At 70.8% G+C, this 19272-nt stretch carries 13 protein-coding genes; 5 read left to right on the forward strand and 8 right to left on the reverse strand.

All coding sequences use genetic code 11. The features are described from left to right. Nucleotides 1-140 precede the first annotated feature (140 nt). Nucleotides 141-3953 (reverse strand): PE family protein, encoded by a 3813-nt coding sequence (locus tag AC5Y36_RS06610; protein ID WP_500040068.1) that lies wholly within the window; start codon nucleotides 3951-3953, stop codon nucleotides 141-143. A 246-nt stretch (nucleotides 3954-4199) separates the two neighbouring features. Next, nucleotides 4200-7190, reverse strand: a complete 2991-nt coding sequence (locus AC5Y36_RS06615) for a PE family protein (RefSeq protein WP_500040069.1) — start codon at nucleotides 7188-7190, stop codon at nucleotides 4200-4202. A 351-nt stretch (nucleotides 7191-7541) separates the two neighbouring features. Here AC5Y36_RS06615 and AC5Y36_RS06620 point away from each other — a divergent pair, with 351 nt between their 5' ends. The 4 genes from AC5Y36_RS06620 to AC5Y36_RS06635 all read left to right on the forward strand — a co-directional run bounded on the left by AC5Y36_RS06620 (nucleotide 7542) and on the right by AC5Y36_RS06635 (nucleotide 11278). Further along, nucleotides 7542-8753, forward strand: coding sequence for a class I SAM-dependent methyltransferase (locus tag AC5Y36_RS06620; RefSeq protein WP_500040070.1), 1212 nt, complete (start codon nucleotides 7542-7544; stop codon nucleotides 8751-8753). Between the two features lie 59 nt (nucleotides 8754-8812). Continuing rightward, on the forward strand, nucleotides 8813-9214 hold the full coding sequence (locus AC5Y36_RS06625) for a hypothetical protein (RefSeq protein WP_500040071.1): 402 nt from the start codon (nucleotides 8813-8815) through the stop codon (nucleotides 9212-9214). Between the two features lie 53 nt (nucleotides 9215-9267). Next, a complete protein-coding gene (locus AC5Y36_RS06630) occupies nucleotides 9268-9825 on the forward strand; it encodes a hypothetical protein (RefSeq protein ID WP_500040072.1) in 558 nt (185 codons plus the stop codon). A gap of 112 nt (nucleotides 9826-9937) precedes the next feature. Next, nucleotides 9938-11278 (forward strand): PecA family PE domain-processing aspartic protease, encoded by a 1341-nt coding sequence (locus tag AC5Y36_RS06635; RefSeq protein WP_500040073.1) that lies wholly within the window; start codon nucleotides 9938-9940, stop codon nucleotides 11276-11278. Nucleotides 11279-11461: 183 nt separating this feature from the next. On the opposite strand, the gene AC5Y36_RS06640 is transcribed toward AC5Y36_RS06635, so the two are convergent. The 6 genes from AC5Y36_RS06640 to AC5Y36_RS06665 all read right to left on the reverse strand — a co-directional run bounded on the left by AC5Y36_RS06640 (nucleotide 11462) and on the right by AC5Y36_RS06665 (nucleotide 17918). Next, nucleotides 11462-12532, reverse strand: coding sequence for a hypothetical protein (locus tag AC5Y36_RS06640; protein WP_500040074.1), 1071 nt, complete (start codon nucleotides 12530-12532; stop codon nucleotides 11462-11464). Nucleotides 12533-12615: 83 nt separating this feature from the next. Continuing rightward, nucleotides 12616-13446, reverse strand: a complete 831-nt coding sequence (gene wzm, locus AC5Y36_RS06645) for a galactan export ABC transporter permease subunit Wzm/RfbD (protein WP_500040075.1) — start codon at nucleotides 13444-13446, stop codon at nucleotides 12616-12618. Between the two features lie 52 nt (nucleotides 13447-13498). Then, nucleotides 13499-14407, reverse strand: coding sequence for a galactofuranosyltransferase GlfT1 (gene glfT1 / locus AC5Y36_RS06650; RefSeq protein ID WP_500040076.1), 909 nt, complete (start codon nucleotides 14405-14407; stop codon nucleotides 13499-13501). Further along, a complete protein-coding gene (gene wzt / locus AC5Y36_RS06655; protein WP_500040077.1) occupies nucleotides 14404-15201 on the reverse strand; it encodes a galactan export ABC transporter ATP-binding subunit Wzt/RfbE in 798 nt (265 codons plus the stop codon). Before wzt ends, glfT1 begins: the two co-directional genes overlap by 4 nt. Nucleotides 15202-15210: 9 nt before the next feature. Beyond that, nucleotides 15211-15720, reverse strand: a complete 510-nt coding sequence (locus AC5Y36_RS06660) for a bacterial proteasome activator family protein (protein ID WP_500040078.1) — start codon at nucleotides 15718-15720, stop codon at nucleotides 15211-15213. Next, nucleotides 15717-17918 (reverse strand): DUF6541 family protein, encoded by a 2202-nt coding sequence (locus AC5Y36_RS06665; RefSeq protein WP_500040079.1) that lies wholly within the window; start codon nucleotides 17916-17918, stop codon nucleotides 15717-15719. Before AC5Y36_RS06665 ends, AC5Y36_RS06660 begins: the two co-directional genes overlap by 4 nt. A 108-nt stretch (nucleotides 17919-18026) precedes the next feature. Between AC5Y36_RS06665 and AC5Y36_RS06670 the strand changes: the two genes are divergently transcribed. Then, nucleotides 18027-19223, forward strand: coding sequence for a cysteine desulfurase-like protein (locus AC5Y36_RS06670; protein WP_500040080.1), 1197 nt, complete (start codon nucleotides 18027-18029; stop codon nucleotides 19221-19223). Nucleotides 19224-19272: the final 49 nt, after the last annotated feature.

The raw sequence follows: 19272 nt of genomic DNA on the forward strand, positions 1-19272 counted from the left end.
CCGTCCGCGTGTGGGTCGTCGCATACTTCTACTGCAATGCAAGGTGATTCGTCAGTTGTTACGCAATACAGGAAGAGTCGGATCGGACCTACTTCGGCGACTGAAGGCTGCACGCGCTGGCGTGGATACGCAGTCGAGGCTTAGCCACCGCTGCCACTAGCTCCTCCACCGCCATCACTCGCACCTTGGCTGCCCGTCGCCCCATTGGCGCCATTGAGGCCCGAGGGCGTGCCGGTTCCGGTGAGGCCGCCGGTTCCACCACCACCACCTGTGCCGCCGCTCCCCTTTCCGCCACCGGAACCACCGGTGCCGGCGTCGCCGGGGTTCTTGGATGCACCCCCGCCATTACCTGTGGCATGGCCACCGTTGCCGCCGGTTCCGCCGTTGCCGCCATTACCGCCGGTGCCGCCCGCACCGCCGTCGCCGCCCTTGCCCGCAGTCCCCGCCGTACCGTTGGTGGCTGTGCCCGCGTTGCCGCCGACTCCGCCCTGACCACCAACGCCACCGGTACCACCGGTGCCACCAACGCCACCTTTGCCACCGTTACCCCCGTCGATGTGCTGACCAACCGCATTCACCGATACGTTGGCGGTTCCACCGTTCCCACCGGTACCGCCGGTGACACCTTGTGCGCCTGCGCCACCAGCACCGCCGGTGCCGCCAGCACCGCCGTCGCCGCCGTCACCAGAGATCGACCCGCCCTTACCGCCGGCCCCGCCGGCACCACCGCTGCCCCCCGTCGTCCCAGTGTGGCCGATGCCACCCTGACCACCGTTGCCGCCGACACCCGCGGCCGCGCTACCCGAACCGCCGGTCGTCGCGCCGCCGCCGGCACCACCGTTGCCCGCCGCTGCACCGACACCACCGCTGCCTCCGCTTCCGCCGGCGCTACCGGTGGCCGAGCCCGCAAAGATGCTTCCTCCCCGGTCCTGGGTGTAGCCCGCCCCACCCGCACCGCCGCCTTGTCCTGCGACAGTGCCGTTTGAACCGTTATCGCCCGGATCGCCGGAGCCAGTTCCAGGGCTGCCAGCGCCGGCGGTGCTGGTGGTGCCATTCACCCCGGCAGCCCCCGCCACACCGTTGCCCCCGGCACCGCCATCACCACCGTTGCCGATGTTGCCGCCGTCACCACCGGTGCCGCCCGCGCCGCCGTTGGCCCCGGCCACCGTGGACGTGAAACCGTCACCGCCCTTACCGCCGTTGCCAACCGCGCCGGTGGGCATGCTGCCGTTGCTGCCCGCTGTGGCGCTACCGGCACCGGTGCCACGAGCGCCGCCGGTTCCGCCCGCTCCGGAGTCGCCGCCCTTGCCGCCGTCACCGCCGTTGACCGCAAAGCTGTTGCCGGCAGCGCCATTCCCGCCGTTGCCCGCGGCGCCCCCGGCGCCACCATTGCCTCCGCCGCCTGCGTTTCCGGTGGCACCGACACTGCCACTGCCGCCGGCGGCCACCCCGCCACCGGTGCCGCCGTTACCTCCGGCGCCGCCGTGTCCGCCCGCACCGCCGTCACCGCCGGCCATGCCGTCGTTGGCCTGGTTGCTGCCGACCGGGTTGCCGACGGATGCGTCGGTGCCGCCCAATCCGTAGCCGCCGGCCCCGCCGACCGCACCGGTACCGCCCGCACCGCCGGCGCCGCCGTTGCCGCTGATCGAGCCGCCCAGACCGCCGTTACCGCCGCTGCCACCGCTGCCGCCGGTGGAACCGCTGGTGCCCGAGGCGCCGGCAACCGTGGCGTTGACGCCGTTGCCGCCGGCCACCCCGTTGCCGCCGTCACCGCCGGCGCCGCCGTTGCCGTGATCGCCGCCGTCACCGCCGCTGCCGCCGTTGCCGCCCGAGGCGCCGGCGACGGTGGACGTGAAGCCGTCACCGCCCTTACCGCCGCTGCCGAACACCCCGGTCGGGGTGTTGCCGTCGCTGCCGTCGTTGCCGTGGCTGCCCGCACCGGCGTTGGCGGCGCTGCCGGCCGCGCCCCCGGCGCCGTGATTGCCCGCCGCTCCGGCGTTCCCACCGTTTCCGCCGTCACCGCCGTTGACGTTGGCCGCGGTCCCCTGGGCGCCGTCACCACCATTGCCGCCGGCGCCGGCGTCGCCCCCATTGCCGCCGAGTCCGCCGTTGCCGTTGTTTCCGTTGCCGGCACCACCGGTGCCCGCATTCCCGCCGACTCCGCCGGCACCGCCGTGGCCGCCGTTACCGCCGGCCCCACCGTCGGTTCCGTTGCCGTCACCGGTGGTGAAACTGCCCGCGGTCCCGGCCAATCCGGTACCGCCCTTGCCGCCGGCGCCGGCCGCACCGCCATGTCCGCCGTTGCCGCCGGTCCCGATGTTGCCGTGCCCGCCTTGGCCGCCGGTCCCACCGTCCCCGCCCTGGCCGCCGTTGCCCGCCGCGCCGCCGAGCGCGCCACCGTTTCCGCCGTCGCCCCCCTTGCCGCCGGCACCACCGGCCCCGCCGTTGCCGCCGTTGTAACCCCCGTTGCCCCCGTTGCCGCCGACCCCGCCGTTGCCACCGGTCCCGCCGTTGCCGCCGTTGCCCAACAGGCCGGCTGCACCGCCGTCGCCACCCGCGCCGCCGCGGGCGGCGAACAACATGGCCTGCGGGTGTGCGGCGTTGTAGGCCGCCACGTCGAATCCGGCGCCGCCGACGCCACCGTTGCCGACCACACCGGTGACCTCGCGGCCGGCAGCACCGTCCTGGCCCGCCGTGCCGGTGCCGGTCAAGCCGCCGGTTCCGGCTGCACCGCCCTGGCCGCCTTGGCCTACTTCGCCCGGGTTGCCGCCGTCGCCGCCGTCGCCGGCGTCCGGGTTACCGGCGTCCCCGTCACCGCCGTCGCCGCCGTTGCCTGGGGTACCTCCGCCGCCGCCCTGACCGCCCTCACCGCCGTCGCCGTTGGCGCCGGCCACGCCATGCTCGGAGGTTCCGCCCGCCCCACCGGCGCCGCCGTTACCGCCCAGCGCTCCGTTGCCTCCGTTGCCGGCGTCGCCGCCGTCCACCCCGACCTCGCCGGTTGTTCCGTCCGCGCCGCTTCCGCCGTCGCCGCCCGCGCCGCCTTCGCCCCCGGCTCCACCGGCGCCGCCGTTGCCGAAGACCGCCTTGCTGGCACCGCCGGCACCACCTTGGCCACCGTTGCCACCGGCGGCGCCCTCACCGCCGTTACCCCCGGCTTGACCCGCCTGGCCTGCCGCGCCGTGACCGCCGGCAAGACCGGAGCCGCCCGCGCCACCGGCCCCGCCGGTGCCGACGAACCAGCCGACCGCGTCACCGCCGGCACCAGCGGCACCGCCGCCCGCACCACCGGCCCCGCCGACACCGCCCATGCCCATCCAGAAGCCACCGGCCCCGCCGTCGCCACCGGCACCACCATCGAGGCCACCGACGCCCCCGGCGCCGCCGGTGCCGAAGTATCCGGCGGCCCCGCCGTCACCACCGGCCGCGTCGCCGTACCCGGCACCGCCGGCACCGCCGTCGCCGAACCACAGCCCGCCGTCACCGCCGTCACCGCCGGTCGGGTCGTCGATCGTTCCGTCCGCACCGGCCGCGCCGTTGCCGATGAAAATCGTTCCGGCCGGCGCGAACTGGTTGATCCAGTCATCGACCTGCTGCCCGATGTCGCTGTTGATCCAGTCGACCATCAGCTGATGCATCGGGTCGTACAGGGACTGCTGCAGCAGGCCGGTCAGGTCGAACGGGTCACCGGCGGCGGGCAGCGCATCACCGCCGCTGTGATCCGGCCAGGCCAGGTCCCACCAGGAGTTGACGTCGAGGCTCGGAGTGGCCTGGCCGGTGTCCGCGATCAGGTCGGTCGGCCAGTCGATGTCCAACAGATCGGCGTGTGCACGGGGAGGCGGTGCCAGCGGCGACAACCCGAACGCGAAGAAGGCTCCGGCCGCCGTGGTGGCAGCGCTGGCCCGCAGGCGCCCGCGGGTGTGCGCGCGCAATCCACCGTGACCCCGACCAGCCATTCCGATTCCCCTAGGTGTTCGCGCCTACATCACGACGAACCGAATGGAGCCGGTTCTCAGTCCGCATTAAGGTAGCCGGTCCGGATGGCCAGGGTCAACGCATTGGAATTTCCTCTTTTCGCCGACCATCGATAATTGACGGAGTCGTAATTCTAGCAAGTCAGCTTGTTTTTTCCGCTCTGAAGCCGCGGTGGCCAGGGCGTGAGCAGATCGCTTAGGAACGCTCAGGATTTTGGTAGGTACAGACTAGATTCCCCGGCCTTTTTGGCCGGTTGCGCCAGTGGCCCCGGTGCCGCCGGTACTGCCCGTGCTGCCCGGATCGCCGGCACTGCCGCCGGGGCCGCCGGCCGCGCCGACGGCGCCTGCACCGCCCCCGCCGCCCCCATTCGCGCCGGTACCCCCGGTGCCACCGCTGCCGGCATGTCCGGTGAAGCCCAGCGTGGTGGAGCCATCGCCGCCATTGCCACCCGCGCCCCCGGCACCGCCGGTCCCCCCGCTACCGCCGGAGCCGGCGTTGCCGCCGTCCCCGCCGGAACCGACGGTGCCGTGGGCAGCTGTCCCCCCGGCGCCTCCCGCGCCCCCGTTGCCCCCGGTCCCGCCGCTGCCGCCGAGCGCTCCGACCCCGCCGACGCCGCCGTTACCGGCTTGAACAGTCCCGAGATTCACAGCGACGCTCGCGTTGCCGCCCGTGCCTCCGGCACCCCCCGCGGGGCCGACGGCACCGATGCCGCCGGTGCCCCCGTTGCCTCCGGCACCACCCGCGCCCCCGTCACCGGAGATCGCGCCACCGGCCCCGCCCGCGCCGCCGTGGCCGCCGCTGCCCCCGGTTCCGCCGGCCGTGCCGACACCGCCGGCATTCCCGCCGTGCCCGCCCGTGCCGCCGGTGGCGCTGGTGACGCCCGCGGCCCCGGCTGCCGCTCCCCCGGCACCGCCGACACCGCCGGCCGCCGCCGCACCACCGTTGCCGCCGGCGCCGCCGTTGCCGGCCTGTGCGCCGATACCGAGGAGTCCACCGCCGCTGCCGCCGATACCGCCGGTGCCGCCCACCTGACCGGCAACGGTGCCGTTGCTGCCGGTCTGGCCGTTGGTGGCGGGAGTACAGCCGAGCACGCAGACCTGGTTGGTGCCATTGCCGCCGGTAGCGGCCTGTCCCGCCGAGGGGTTGACGCCGGTTGCCCCGGTGGCGCCGTTTCCACCGTTACCGCCCTGGCCGCCGTTGCCGTGGTCGCCGCCGGCGCCACCATTCCCGCCGTTGCCACCGTTGGAGCCAGAAGTGGCTGGGCTGTAGCCGTTTCCACCGTTTCCGCCGTTGCCCGATGCTGCGGTCGGGATGGTGCCGTCGGTTCCGTCGGCGCCGTGGCTGCCGGCACCCGCGTTCGCCGTGCTGCCCGCCGCACCGCCGTCGCCGTGGGTACCGACCGTGCCGGCGTCCCCGCCCGTGCCGCCGTTACCGCCATCGAGGTGCGCGGCGGTTCCCGCGGCGCCGTCGCCGCCATTACCGCCGACCCCCGCATCGCCGCCGTTGCCGCCGGTACCACCGCTGCCGTTGGTGCCGTTGCCCGCGCCACCGGTGCCCGCGCCGCCCCCGATACCGCCGGTTCCCCCGGCGCCGCCGTTGCCGCCGTTGCTGCCGGCGGTACCGGTGCCGTCCCCGGTGGTGAAGCTGCCCTGGACACCGGCCGTGCCCACGCCGCCCTTGCCGCCGGCGCCCGCCGCGCCGCCATGACCTCCGTTGCCGCCGGTTCCGGTATTGCCGTGCCCGCCTTGGCCGCCGGCCCCGCCGTCGCCGCCCTGCCCGCCGTTGCCGCCGGCCCCGTTCAGCGCACCTCCGGCACCGCCGTCCCCGCCTTTGCCCCCGGCCCCGCCGCCGCCGCCGTTGCCGCCGTTGAAGCCGCCGTTGCCACCGGTTCCGCCCTGGCCGCCGTTACCGCCGGCACCGCCGTCCCCGCCATTGCCGAGTAGCCCGGCCGCACCACCGTCACCGCCCACGCCGCCTCGGACCGAGAACAACATGGCCTGCGGGTGTGCGGTGTTGTAGGCGGCGACGTCGAACCCGGCGCCGCCATCGCCGCCGTTGCCGACGACGCCGCTGACCGCGAGACCAGTTGGGCCGTGGGCGCCTTCGGTACCGGTGCCGGCCCGACCGCCGGTTCCGGCTGCGCCGCCGGCACCGCCCTGGCCGGCCGCGCCCGGATCACCGCCGCGACCGCCGTCGCCGGCGTCGGGGTGGGTCGCGTCGCCGGCGCCCCCGGCTCCGCCGTTGCCCGGCGCACCCGCGTCACCGCCGCGGCCACCTGCTCCGCCATCGCCGTTGATGCCGGCTGACCCATGTGCCGCGGTGCCTCCGCCGCCGCCTTGTCCGCCCTGGCCACCGCCGCCGCCGTTGCCTCCATCGGCGCCGTCGCCACCGGTGGCGCCCGGGTCGGTGGCGGCTTCGCCATCGGCGCCCTGACCGCCCTGCCCGCCCTGGCCGCCGATGCCTCCCCGGCCACCGTGGCCGCCGTCGCCGAGCAGGGCGCTGCTGTGGCCGCCGCTGCCGCCGTCGCCGCCGCCGGCGCCGGATTGGCCGGGTTGGCCCGCTTGGCCGGTGCCTCCATCGCCGCCGGCGCCGCCCGTCCCGAACAACCAACCGACGGCGTCGCCGCCGTCACCGCCGGCCGCTCCCAGACCACCGCTGCCACCGGTGCCACCCAGACCCATCCAGGATCCACCGTCACCGCCAGCACCCCCGGCACCGCCGTCCGCGCCGCCCGCCCCTCCGTCGCCGCCGTCGCCGAAGAAGCCCGCATCCCCGCCGGCCCCGCCGGGCGCGTCGCCGTAACCGGCGCCGCCATGGCCGCCGTCGCCGAACCACAGCCCGCCGTCACCGCCGACGCCACCGAGCGGATCTTCGACGGTCCCGGCCGCGCCGGCGGATCCATTGCCGATGAATATCGTTCCGGCCGGGGCGAACTGATTGATCCAGTCGTCGACCTGCTGCCCGAGGTCGCTGTTGATCCAGTCGACCATCACCTGATGCAGCGGGTCATAGATGGACAGCTGGAACAGCATCGCCGGATCTTGTCCGCCGTCGGCGACCGGGGCGATCAGATCGGAGAGCCAGTCGATGTCGAGCAGGTCAGCGCGCGCCGTCGGCGCCGATGCCCATGGCGACAGGCCGAGTGCCAGCACGGCCCCGACCGCCGTCGTCGCAGCAGCCATCCGCTTACGCCCCCCGCTGCGGTGTCGACCGGCCATGCGGATACCTCAAGCGCCGTGACCTGCTACTGGAGGCCAGACTTGACGAACTGCTAAGTGATTCTTAGTCCGCTTAAAGGTAGTCCGCGCAAACACCCACGTCAACAGAGCTTTTTCGGCTCCGCCCCACCCTTCGGGCCGCCGGGACGGGTTCACCGCCGCGCCCAGCTCTTCCCGGACGCCGCCGGCTCGCCGGAACCCCGGACCCGAGCGCCCGAACCCCGATCCGCCCAACGGATTTCGCCATGGCGGTGATGTCGCGCCGGTTCTCCGATACGCTCACCCCGCCATATGATCCGGGCCCATCGGGCGCCGGTAGTCCCTAAAGCGCTTAGTGAGGAGCCCGTTGAGGTGACCGAGAATCCGCAGGCTGACATTGTTTCGCGCCAGTACGAGCGGTGGCAGTACCCGCCTCCCATTCAGGACCTGGAGCGCTGGCTGACCAGCAACTGGGAGTGGTTCGACCCCAGCCACGCGCACCGGCTGTTGTGGCCCAACCGGGAGTACAAACGCGACGCCGACATTTTGATCGCCGGCTGTGGCACCAATCAGGCCGCGGTTTTCGCATTCACCAATCCCGACGCCAAGGTGTTGGCGATCGACGTCAGCCAGCCGTCGTTGGACCACCAGCAATACCTCAAGGACAAACACGGCCTGTGGAACCTGGAGTTGAAGCTGCTTCCGATTGAGGAAGTGCCGAGCCTGGGCCGCGACTTCGACCTGATCGTGTCCACCGGCGTGCTGCACCACCTGGCCGACCCGGACGCCGGGGCCAAGGCCCTGGCCCAGTGCCTGCGCCCGGATGGCGTGCTGGCCCTGATGCTCTACGCGCGTTACGGCCGCTTCGGTGTGGAACTGATGCAGTCGGTGTTCCGTGACCTGGGACTACGCCAGGACGACGCGTCGGTGCGCACGGTCAAGGACACGCTGAACCTGCTGCCGGCCGATCATCCGGCGCGCGGCTATGTGAAGGTCGCCCGGGATCTGCGCGACGACGCCGCCCTGGTTGACACCTTCCTGCACGGCCGGGATCGCAGCTACACCGTCGACGACTGCATGGCGATGGTGCAATCGGCGGGTCTGGTGTTCCAGTCCTGGCTGCAAAAGGCGCCGTATCACTGCCACGATCTGTTCTCCTCGCCGAATGCGCTTTATGCGCGGGTCAATGACCTGCCCGAGGCGACGCAGTGGTCGGTAATGGAGCGCTTTTACAGCCTGAATGCGTGCCATTTCTTTATCGCCTGCCGGCCGGACCGTCCGCGCGAGACCTACGCCATCGATTTCTCCACCCAGGAGAGCCTGGATTACGTGCCGCTGTGGCGGCAGCGGTGCGGCGTGACCGGTAACGAGATCTTCCGGCCGGACTGGCGGGTCCGACTGAGCCCGGCCCAGTTGCCGTTCGTCCAGAAGATTAATGGTTCTCTCAGCATTCGAGAGATCGTCGCGGCGGTTGCGGAGAGCGGCGAGGCGCCGCGGACCAACACCGTGGAGATGGAGAAGTTCGCCCGCAAGCTGTTCCAGTCGCTGTGGCGGCTGGACTTCATGGCGATGGGGCTACGGTGACGCCCCCGGTGCACTACCTTGGCGGACACTCGATGCTCAACCGATCAGGAGGCATTTCCATGAACCGTTGGCGCTCGATCGGCGTGGGGCTGGCGGCCAGCACCGCGTTGGCATTCGCGATGGCTCCCGGCATGCCCGCCGCCTTCGGCGCACCCGATGACGGCGGTGCCCCCGCCGGCATCAGCATGCCCCGGATGTCCGGGCCCGACGGCGCCGACGGACAGGACGGGGCCGACGGCGCACCAGGTCAGGGCGGCGCCGGCGGCCAAGGGGGCCAGGGCGGCAAGGGCGGTGCCGGCGGCAAGGGCGGCGCCGGTGGGCAAGGTGGCGCCGGCGGCCAGGGCGGCAAAGGCGGTGCCGGCGGTAAAGGCGGCGCCGGAGGCAAGGGCGGCGTCGGCGGCCAGGACGGCGCGGACGGTGCCGACGGTGCGCCCGGCGCTGACGGCGCCGACGGCCACTGAACGACCTCGACGGGCATCCTTCGATGACAGAAAGCACGCGTTACGATCGCGCGGTGAACGACACCGTTGAGCCTGATCACGCCCCGTCGCCGGACAAGCGCGCGCGGTCCGGCGGGGGCGGCGGGCATCGTCCCAGCACAGACTCCGCGGGGTCATCGCCGCGAGTGATGGTGGCGGCCTTGGCGATTGCCGTGCTCGCGGCGGCGCTGGCCGGCGCCTGGTGGTGGCGTTCGTCGTCGGACCAGTCGTCCTACAGCGACGAAGATGTCCGCGACGCCAAGGCCCGGGTGTGCATGCAGTCCAAGGCGGTGCGCGAAGGCGTGGTCATCAACACCCACCTGGTCAACCCGGCCCACGACGACCCCCGCGGCGGTCTCGCCGTGGCCGCCAACGCGCGGCTGGCCTTGCTCGGCGGCGGGGCCTACCTGCACGACCTGCTGGGCGACCAGCCGGCGGCGCCCAAGGACCTGGCCGATGCCGTCTCCTCGCTGGGCGACACCCTGGAGCGACTGGGAGTCAGCTACCTGGCCGGGCAGCCCAACGAGGCTCAGGTTCCGCTGCGTAAGGACCTCGACGAGCAGCTCAAGAAGGTCGACGAGCTCTGCCACTGAGCCCGGTGCTCGACGTCTCGCCAGCTACGCCCGCGCCCGTTGACCTGAGCGCATGTGGGCCGGTAACTTAGCCTTTTCTGAGTCGCGCTAAATCTGAGCACGAGGGGGCTACATGCCGCGTCACAATCGACGCCGTCTGGTCGGGGCCGTTGCCGCAGCCGGGGCCGTCCTGACCTTCGGGATGGCGCCCGTTGCCGTCGCCCCGCCGGCGCACGCCGACTTCGGTCTCGAGGACCTGCTCGACCCCAGCTCCTGGTTCGACGCCGGCACCTGGACGGCGCTGTTCGACGGCCTCTTCGACCCGTCGGCTCTCAGCTTCGGCGACACCGACCTGACCAGCGGATTCGACGACCTGTTCGCGAACAGCGCGAACCTGGGCGACATCGACGCGCTGTCGGCGTCGTCGGTCGCGGTCCCCGACTTCGACCAGTGGCTGCAGCAGGACGTCTTCACCCCGCTGGAGAACGCCTTCAACCAGTGGGTGGCCAACCCGCTGGGCCTGCCGGTCGATGACGACGCCGCCGCCGTGGGCGCGGCCCCCGCGCTCGCCGAAGCCTCGACGCCGTCCACGGTCAGCGTCCCGCTGGACGTCTACAACACCACCGAGCCGCTGGTTGACGTCAAGCTGGGCGGCGGCGCGGCCATCCCGGTTGTGGTCGACACCGGATCCAACGGTCTGGTGGTTCCCTGGTACGACATCGGCTGGAACGACTGGCACTTCCCGACCGGCTGGGGTTTCGGCGCCTACACCGGCGGTCTGAACTACTTCTATCTGGAGATGCCCACCACGATCGACTTCGGTGGCGGCGCCATCACCAGTCCGACCACGGTCGACGCGGTGCTGTTCTCGTGGAACCCGAACACGCTGTGGCCGACCAGCCTGGAGTCGTTCTTGCAGACGGCCGGCGCCGACGGCGTTCTGGGTATCGGCGCCAACGCGGTGGGTCCGGACACCGACGCTGCCGGTAACCCGCTTGACTACAGCGCAATTCTTTCGGCCCTGCCCGGTGATCTGAGCAAGGGTGTGCTGATCGACATGGCTGGCAAGGAGATGATCTTCGGCGCGAACCCGCTGGGTGATGGGGCGATCAGCGTTGCCGGATCGCCCAACGCCGACCTGTGGGTGTCGATCAACGGTGGGGCGTTGCAGCACGTCAACGGTCTGATCGACTCCGGCGGTGTCTACGGCACCATGCCGAGCAACGTCACCGGCTTCACCCCGGTCAACGGGCACGTGCCTGCCGGTACCGAGATCACGGTCTACGGCAATGCCAGTGGCACCGATGAGCTCTACTCGTACACCACCACCGCGTCGAACGCTCCCACGGTCGTGAGCTCGGGTTCGTCGATGAACACCGGGTACATGCCGTTCTGGCAGCAGCCGGTGTGGATCGGGTCCGGCGCCAACGGCGGCGCCGCCGGTGGCAGCACCGTATTCGGCGGCGTCAACTAGCGTTCAGCGACATCGGCCCGGTCTGCTGGATCTTTGATCGGCCTTGCGGCGTGTTGCCATCGGCTGCGGCGCTGCTGAAAACGGCCTCCAGGCTGACATGCGACCCCGGAATTCGGGGGGTTGCGCCGCTGGGAGGCCGGTTTCAGTCACTACCCCGACTATCGCGGGCGGGGCCAGCCCCGATCAGCCGATGCCGAACACGGACTCCATCACGCTCTGCAGCGCGGCCTGCATCGCGGCCTGCACGCTCGCATCGGTGAACAAGTCGCTGAACTGGCTCCAGTCGAACAAGCCACCGGCTGCCGAGAAGAAGGCGTCGCCGTCGAAGTTGGACAGATCGGCGATGGCCGCCTGGAACTGTTCCGGCGAGAGCCCGGCCAGGTCCGCCAGGAACCCGGCGTCACCGCTGTCGAATCCCTGCAGGCTGGCCGTGATGTCGTTCGGGTCGTAGCTGACCCCCAGGAGCCCGTTGAGGCCGTGCTCCTGGGCCAGGATCATCGAGTTGAACTCGTAGAAGGCCTGGTTGACGGCACCGTTGAGGAAGTTCTCATCGGAAGCGTCGGCGCCGAACAGCGCCTCGATCATCGCCGTCTCGCGACCGAGCAGGTTCTCGTTGAACGCCAGCTCGGCGGCGACCAGCGCCTGCCCGAAGGCGAGCTGGACCTGCTGCACGGCTTGGAACAGGGTCGCCGAGATGCCGGCGAAGTCGAGCCCCAGCTGCGTCTGCAGGAAGGTCTGCAGGTCGGTGTTGCCGGCGAAGTTCTGGCCACCCAGGCTCGGGGTCAGGCCGCCGCCGATGCCGTCGCCGCTGACGATGTCCTGGACACCGCCGGGGTCGACCCCCAGCAGGAGTGGGGTGAGCTCGTGCAGAGTGGTGCTGTCGAGGCTGGGGCTGATTCCCAGCAGGGCATCGAGACTTTGCCCGTTGTCGAGAATGGTGTCGTTCGGCCCCTGCGTCGCCGCGAGGTACAAGTCCTGCATGACGTGATACAGGTCCGCCTCGGCGTCGGCGTCGCTGGTCAGCAGCCCGGTACTGCTGGCCTGATCCGACGGGTCGGACACCCCCAGCAGGTTCAGACCCCAGGCGAAGTCGTCGTCGACCGTGGTCTGCAGGCTCGATGCGACATCGGTCAGCTGGATATCGGCTGAGTGCAACGACGGTGAAACCGGCGCCGCTGGGACAGCGGCCATCAGGCCACCGGCAGCCGCCACCATCGCGGTGACCACCGCGGATGCTCGTGCAACGCGCTCCATGGCTTCCCCTAAGACGTGGAACATGCGCTTACCAGTTCCTGAGCGTAACGTAAACGCTCATCAAATCAAGAGGAAATGACTCCTTACACCCAGTAAGGAACCCGGGCCCGGTACTGGCGCATGGCAAACGCCGCGAACACCCAACCCAGCACCGTCAACACCAGCACCACCACCCAGTGCCGCATCTCCTGGTGTGCGCCCAGCAGCGGCGCCCGCACGATGTCCAGGTAGTGCAGCAACGGGTTGAGTTCGACGATCTTGGCCCAACGCTGCGCGCCCTGCTGATGCAGTGTCGCGTCGTTCCAGATGATCGGCGTCATGAAGAACAGCAACTGCACCACGCTGGCCAGCAGCGGCCCGATATCGCGGTAGCGGGTGGCCAGGATGCCGAAGCACAGCGACACCCAGACGCAGTTGAGCACGATCAGCGCCAGCGCCGGCAGCACCGTCAGATCGGCCCACGACCATGGTTTCGGATAGATCATCGCGATCACCACGTAGATGATGATGTTGTGGCCGAACAGGATCAGCTGACGCCACACCAGCCGGTACACATGCACCGAGAGCGGTGTGGGCAGTTGCTTGATCAGTCCCTCGTTGGCGACGAACACGTCGGCGCCTTCCAGGATGGCCGCGTTGATCAGGTTCCACACGATGAGCCCGAGCGTGACGTACGGCAGATGCTCGGCCAGGTTCAGCCGGAACAGCTTGGAGTACAACCCGCCCATCGCGACCGCGGTGGTGCCGGTGGCGATGGTGATCCAGAACGGCCCCAACACGCTGCGCCGGTAGCGCTGCTTGATGTCCTGCCAACCCAGGTGCAGCCACAACTCGCGGCGCTGGAAGCCCTCGACCAGGTCGCGGGTGGCGCGACGCATCGTCTTGGATTCCGAGGCCGCTTCGACTGTGGTCATCGGCGCCACTTCTCCTCATCGCTGCGCTCTGCATCGGCGTTGGCGCGGGTCATCAGCTCTCCCCCGGTCGGCTGAACTGTTCGCGACGACCCAGCCGCCGCAACCGGATCCATTCGATCAACCCGGCCGGGTCACGCCGCGACACCAGGAAGTACCAGCCGAACCGCAGCCATTCCTGCACCAGCAGCTTGCGCATTCCGGGCTGGGCCATCAGGTAGCCGCGGTTGCGGTAGGTGAAGTACCTCTTGGCGTGGTCGTCGGGATACTGGGTGTGCATCCGCCCGCCCAGAATCGGCTTGAACTCATCGGACCCGCACGGATGCAGATACACCGCGCCCAGACAGGTTCCGAACGGCAGCCCGGATCGCATCAACCGGCGGTGCAACTCCACCTCGTCGCCGCGCACGAACAGCCGCAGGTCCGGCACTCCCACCGCCTCCAGCGTCGCCGCCGCGAACAGCGCGCCGTTGAACAACGACGCGATGCCGGGCAGCAGATCCTGATCCGGCCCCTCCGTGCGCAATTCAGACGCCAGCCGCCGCCATACCAGCCCGCGCCGCAGCGGGAACGCCAGCCGCGCCGGATCGTCGAGGTTGCACACCATCGGCGACACCTCCGCCAGCCGATGCGTGGCCGCGCACGCCAACAGGGTGGCCAGCACCTCGGAGTCGGCCGGACGCCCGTCGTCGTCGGCCAGCCACACCCAGTCGGCGCCGGCCGCCAGTGCGTGCAGCATCCCTAAGGCGAAACCGCCTGCGCCACCCAGGTTTCGACGCGAGCCCAGGTAGGTCGAGGGCACCGGCATGCCGGCCACCATCGCGTGGACCTGCTCATCGCAGTCGTTGTCGACCACGATCACACGGTCGGGCAACCGGCTCTGGGTGCTCAGAGCGCGCAGCGATTCGGCCAGCTGCTCGCGCCGGCGGTGGGTGACCACCACCGCGTACACCAGCTCGGTCATATGTCACCGGCGGTTTCGGCCAGTACGTCGCGCACGTGGCGGGCGGCGTCCTCGCCCTCGTAGGCGCCCACCACTTCTTCGATGCCGCCGGTCATCCTGATCGTGCCGTGGTCGATCCACATCGCCGTCTTGCACAGCCGGGCCAGGAATTCATTGGAATGGCTTGCGAAGACCAGGATTCCGGAACGTTCCACCAAACTCTGCAGCCGGGTCTGCGCCTTCTTCAGGAATTCGGCGTCGACGGCGCCGATCCCCTCGTCGAGCAGCAGAATCTCGGGATCGATGCTGGTGACCACGCCCATCGCCAGGCGCACCCGCATCCCGGTGGAATAGGTCCGCAGCGGCATCGACAGGTAGTCGCCGAGCTCGGTGAACTCAGCGATCTCATCGACCTTGGCGGCCATCTGTTTTCGCGTCTGCCCCAGGAACAGTCCGCGGATGATGATGTTCTCGTAGCCGGAGATCTCCGGGTCCATGCCCACACCGAGATCGAACACCGGCGCCACCCGACCGGTCACCGACGCCGACCCGCGGGTGGGCTCGTAGATCCCGGACAACAGCCGTAGCAGCGTCGACTTCCCGGCACCGTTGTGGCCGACCAAGCCCACTCGGTCGCCCAGCTTCAGCGATAACGTGATGTCCCGCAACGCTTCGATGACCACCACATTGGAGTCGTTGCGGCCGATCTTGCCGCCGGCCTTGCCGAGAAACGCTTTCTTCAGCGAACGCGACTTGGCGTCGAAGATGGGGAACTCCACCCACGCCTCGCGCGTCTCGATGTACGGATCGGGCACAGCTACCTCTTACAGGTACTGTCCGGTGTCGGAATGGCCGTGCCCGGCGCCGGGAGCGCGCATCCCGGGCGGAAGCGCACCCTGACGCATCTGCTCCAGCTGGGCGCGGGCAGCCATCTGCTGGGCGAACAACGCCGTCTGGATGCCGTGGAACAGCCCCTCCAGCCAGCCGACCAGCTGGGCCTGCGCGATGCGCAGCTCGGCGTCCGAGGGCACGGTGTCCCCGGTGAACGGCAGGGTCAGCCGGTCGAGTTCTTCGCGCAGTTCGGGCGCCAGGCCGTCCTCGAGTTCGCGAATGCTCTGGGCGTGGATCTCGCGCAACCGGGAACGGCTGGCGTCGTCGAGCGGGGCGGCCCGCACCTCCTCGAGGAGCTGCTTGATCATGGTGCCGATCCGCATCACCTTGGCCGGCTGCTCGACCAGATCGGTCAGCGACCGGTCATCCGCGTCGGACTCGGCCAGCAGGCGCGGGTCGGCGCCGCCGATGATCTCGACGCCGTCGTCGTCGCCGGTGCTCAATGGGCTCCCCTTCCGTCTGTGCCGGGTCCGCGCCATTCGTAGATGCGGGCCCCGCCGTTGTCGTAGATCTTCGCCCACGACTTGGACTTGTCTAGTGACCCTAGCCCGTCGGGCAGTTTGAATCCCCGGACTATCGGGCCGCTGATCAGCACGTAGCGGATGTTGAGGGCGCGCACCACGTCGGCGACCCGCGGGTCGGTGTCGGCGTCGTCGGCGTGCGCCCAGAACAGGAACCGGTTGGGTCCCGGGCCCTGCTGCACCGGGTAGTCGTAGTGGGTCCACAACGGGTGCAGGTCGGCGACGGCGTACATCCATGCCGAGCCGTCGGTGTTGGCGTCCCCGATCACGGTGTCGCGCGCACCGGGCAGGGCGGCCAGGTGGGCGTAGGCGTCCAGGTCGCGTTGGTCGACGATCACCGAGTCGTATTTGTCGCCGAGCAGGAAGCGATGCCGCGGAAAATAATGCCAGCCCAACGCGACGGTGCTGATCACCAGCAGCGCCGCGATCAGCTGCGCCATTCGCGGCGGCTCTGCCGGATGCTCGGGCAGCCAGCGGCCCAGGCGGCGCGACCCGACCACCAGCCAGACCACCACCGCCGCCAACACCACGATGCCGATCAGCGCCAGCACGATGCCGAGCACCGCCGACAGCGGCAGACCCAATTGGCGCACCCACGCCAGCAGCGACTTCAGCGGGCCGCGCACCGGCGCCACCGAGTGCACCGTCACCACCACCGCCACCCACGTGGTCGCGGCCAGCAGCGCCGCGGTGACCCGGGTCCGCGCCGGACCGGCCACCACCGCGGCGATCAGGGTGAACAGCGCGATACCCGCCATCGGCACCAGCAGCAGCGTCACCACCGCCGACAGTCGGCGCGGGTCGTTGTAGAACAGGTCGCCGAACGGGCCGAGCAATGCGCCCAGCGGCCCGCCGAGCGGCTGCGCCGCGTGCACGATCAGCGCGATCAGCCCCGCCCACAGCGCCAGCGGCCACCACACCCGCCTGGCCAGCAGGATCAGCGCGCCGATCAGTGCCAGCGCGATCAGCGTCTGCTGCACCGGGAAATCGTTGAGGTGGCGGGTGTGCTGGAAGATGGCGTCGAACAGGTTCCGCTTCTGGCCCAGGTAGCTCAGGAACGAGTGCCCGGCGATGATGTCGGCCTGTTTACGCACACTGAGCAGCTGCGGCAGCATCACCAGCCCGGTGAGGCCCATGACGCCGGCCAGTGTGCAGAAATCGGCGAGCCGTCCGCGCACCGGATGGCGCAGCGCCTCCAGCAGCCACCACGCCGTCCCCAGCAGGATGACGATGACCCCGCCGGTCAGGTGCACCGACAGCGCCCCCACCAGTGCCAGCACCGCCGCCGGGATCCTGTCGCGGTGCGCCGGGGTAGAGGTGATCAGCACGAACACCGGCACCGCCAGCCCGTAGGCCACCAGGTTGGGCATCGCGGCGGTGCCGAACTCGATGTAGGGCACCGCGGTGAACGACGCGGCCAGCACTGCCGCGGTGGCCGCCACGCCGGCGGTGCGCCGCTCGCAGAGCACCGGCCGCAGCATCCGCCAGGCCAGGGCGGCGGCGCTGACCGGGAACAGCCAGATCGCGGCCGCCAGCGACTGCAGCGTGTAGGCGGTGGTCGGCGCGGCCGCGGTCAGCTGGCACTGCAGCGCGGTCAGGGCGTGAAACGCCGAGGGGTAGTACAGCGGGTCGTGGGTTTCGACGTTGCGCAGCTCGCCCATGTGGGTCGGCGAGGCCTGGCCGGTGTCCAGGATGAAGCGCACGGTGTTGGCGTGCCAGACCGCGTCCCAGGTGCTCGGGATGCTTTGCCAGTGCGGCAGGCCGGCCAGGGCGGCGGCGCCGATCAGCAGGGCGCCGAGCAGCACGCCCGCTGCTACCACTAGCGCCGAATCGCGCCCGGCCGCCAGCGCGTCGGCGCCGGCGTCGCGGTAGCGGGCCAGCAAAGCCCGCAAACCGGCCATCACGGCCAGCGCCACCGCCAGCGCGGCCAGCGCCGTCCATGCGTTCCAAGGGATTCCGACCGCACCGAACGGGACGATCGCCGCGGCGACCACCCCGTAAGTCAGGGCCGGGCCAACAACGACCGCCATCGGCCACGTTAGCCGGGCGACCCGCCCCACCAGCGTGCCCGGCACGATCTGCAGCAACAGCGCAGCTAGCACTCCAAGGCCCAAGCTCACTGGTCTAGTATGTCTGGCCGGGTGACCTGGCTCGGGGCGGCGGGGACGTAACCGGGCGCCCAGCTACCGTTTCGGTTTGCTGATCTGCGGAGCTTTAAGGTGGCAGACATGGTCTACGACGTCGCCCGGGTGCGAGGTTTGCACCCCTCGCTGGGCGATGGATGGGTGCACTTCGACGCCCCCTCCGGGATGCTGATCCCCGATTCGGTCGCCACCACGGTGTCCACCGCGTTCCGCCGTTCAGCCCCCACCAGCACCGGCCCGCATCCGATGGCGCAACGCAGCGCGGCGGTATTGGAAGCGGCTCGTCACGCGATCGCCGACCTGCTGGGCGCCGACCCCGCCGGGGTGGTGCTGGGCGCTGACCGGGCGGTGTTGCTGACCACGCTGGCCGACGCGTCGTCGTCGCGCGCCGGTCTGGGCTACGAGATCGTCGTCACCCGCCTCGACGACGAAGCCAACATCGCGCCCTGGCTGCGCGCCGCCAACCGGTACGGCGCCAAGCTGAAGTGGGCCGAGGTCGACATCGAGACCGGCGAGCTGCCCGCCTGGCAGTGGGAGAACCTGATCGGCAAGTCGACCCGGCTGGTCGCGATCGCCTCGGCGTCGGCGACGCTAGGCACCGTCACCGACCTGCGGGCGGTGACCAAGCTGATTCACGAGGTCGGCGGGTTGGCGGTGGTCGATCACTCCGCGGCCGCGCCGTACCGGCTGCTCGACATCCGCGAGGCCGACGCCGACGTGGTGGCGGTCAACGCGCTGAGTTGGGGTGGGCCGCCGATCGGCGCCCTGGTGTTCCGCGACCCGTCGCTGATCAACCGGTTCGGGTCGATGTCTGCCGATCCGGACGCCTACGGTCCCGCCCGTTTGGAGCTCGGCGGGCACCAGTTCGGTCTGCTGGGCGGGGTGGTGGCCAGCGTGGAGTACCTGGCCGCGCTGGACGAGTCAGCCCGCGGGACCCGCCGCGAGCGGCTCTCGGTGTCGATGCAGTCCGCGGCGTCCTACTTGAACGGGCTGTTCGACTATCTGCTGAGCTCGTTGCGGTCGCTGCCCCGGCTGATGGTGATCGGGCAGCCGGAGGTCCGGATTCCGGTGGTCAGCGTCGCCGTGCAGGATGTGCCCGCCGACCGGGTGGTGCAGCGGCTGGCCGACAACGGCATCCTGGCGATCGCCAGCTGCGGGTCGCGGGCGCTCGAGGTGCTCGGCGTCAACGACGTCGGCGGTGCGGTGACGATCGGGTTGGCGCACTACTCGACGATCGGCGAGGTCGACCAGTTGGTGCGGGCGCTCGCGTCGCTGGGCTGAGCCCCCTTTGGCCGAGCAGACACAAATGTGCTCATTTCACCCCCAGCGA

It is taken from the genome of Mycobacterium sp. NGS50 (assembly GCF_059812545.1).

Excerpts from the sequence above, each read along its gene's own strand:
- AC5Y36_RS06640 (WP_500040074.1), bottom strand. The coding sequence starts at position 12,532 with ATGGAGCGCGTTGCACGAGCATCCGCGGTGGTCACCGCGATGGTGGCG.
- AC5Y36_RS06670 (WP_500040080.1), top strand. The coding sequence starts at position 18,027 with ATGGTCTACGACGTCGCCCGGGTGCGAGGTTTGCACCCCTCGCTGGGC.
- AC5Y36_RS06615 (WP_500040069.1), bottom strand. The coding sequence starts at position 7,190 with ATGGCCGGTCGACACCGCAGCGGGGGGCGTAAGCGGATGGCTGCTGCG.
- AC5Y36_RS06625 (WP_500040071.1), top strand. The coding sequence starts at position 8,813 with ATGAACCGTTGGCGCTCGATCGGCGTGGGGCTGGCGGCCAGCACCGCG.
- AC5Y36_RS06635 (WP_500040073.1), top strand. The coding sequence starts at position 9,938 with ATGCCGCGTCACAATCGACGCCGTCTGGTCGGGGCCGTTGCCGCAGCC.
- AC5Y36_RS06610 (WP_500040068.1), bottom strand. The coding sequence starts at position 3,953 with ATGGCTGGTCGGGGTCACGGTGGATTGCGCGCGCACACCCGCGGGCGC.
- wzm (WP_500040075.1), bottom strand. The coding sequence starts at position 13,446 with ATGACCACAGTCGAAGCGGCCTCGGAATCCAAGACGATGCGTCGCGCC.
- glfT1 (WP_500040076.1), bottom strand. The coding sequence starts at position 14,407 with ATGACCGAGCTGGTGTACGCGGTGGTGGTCACCCACCGCCGGCGCGAG.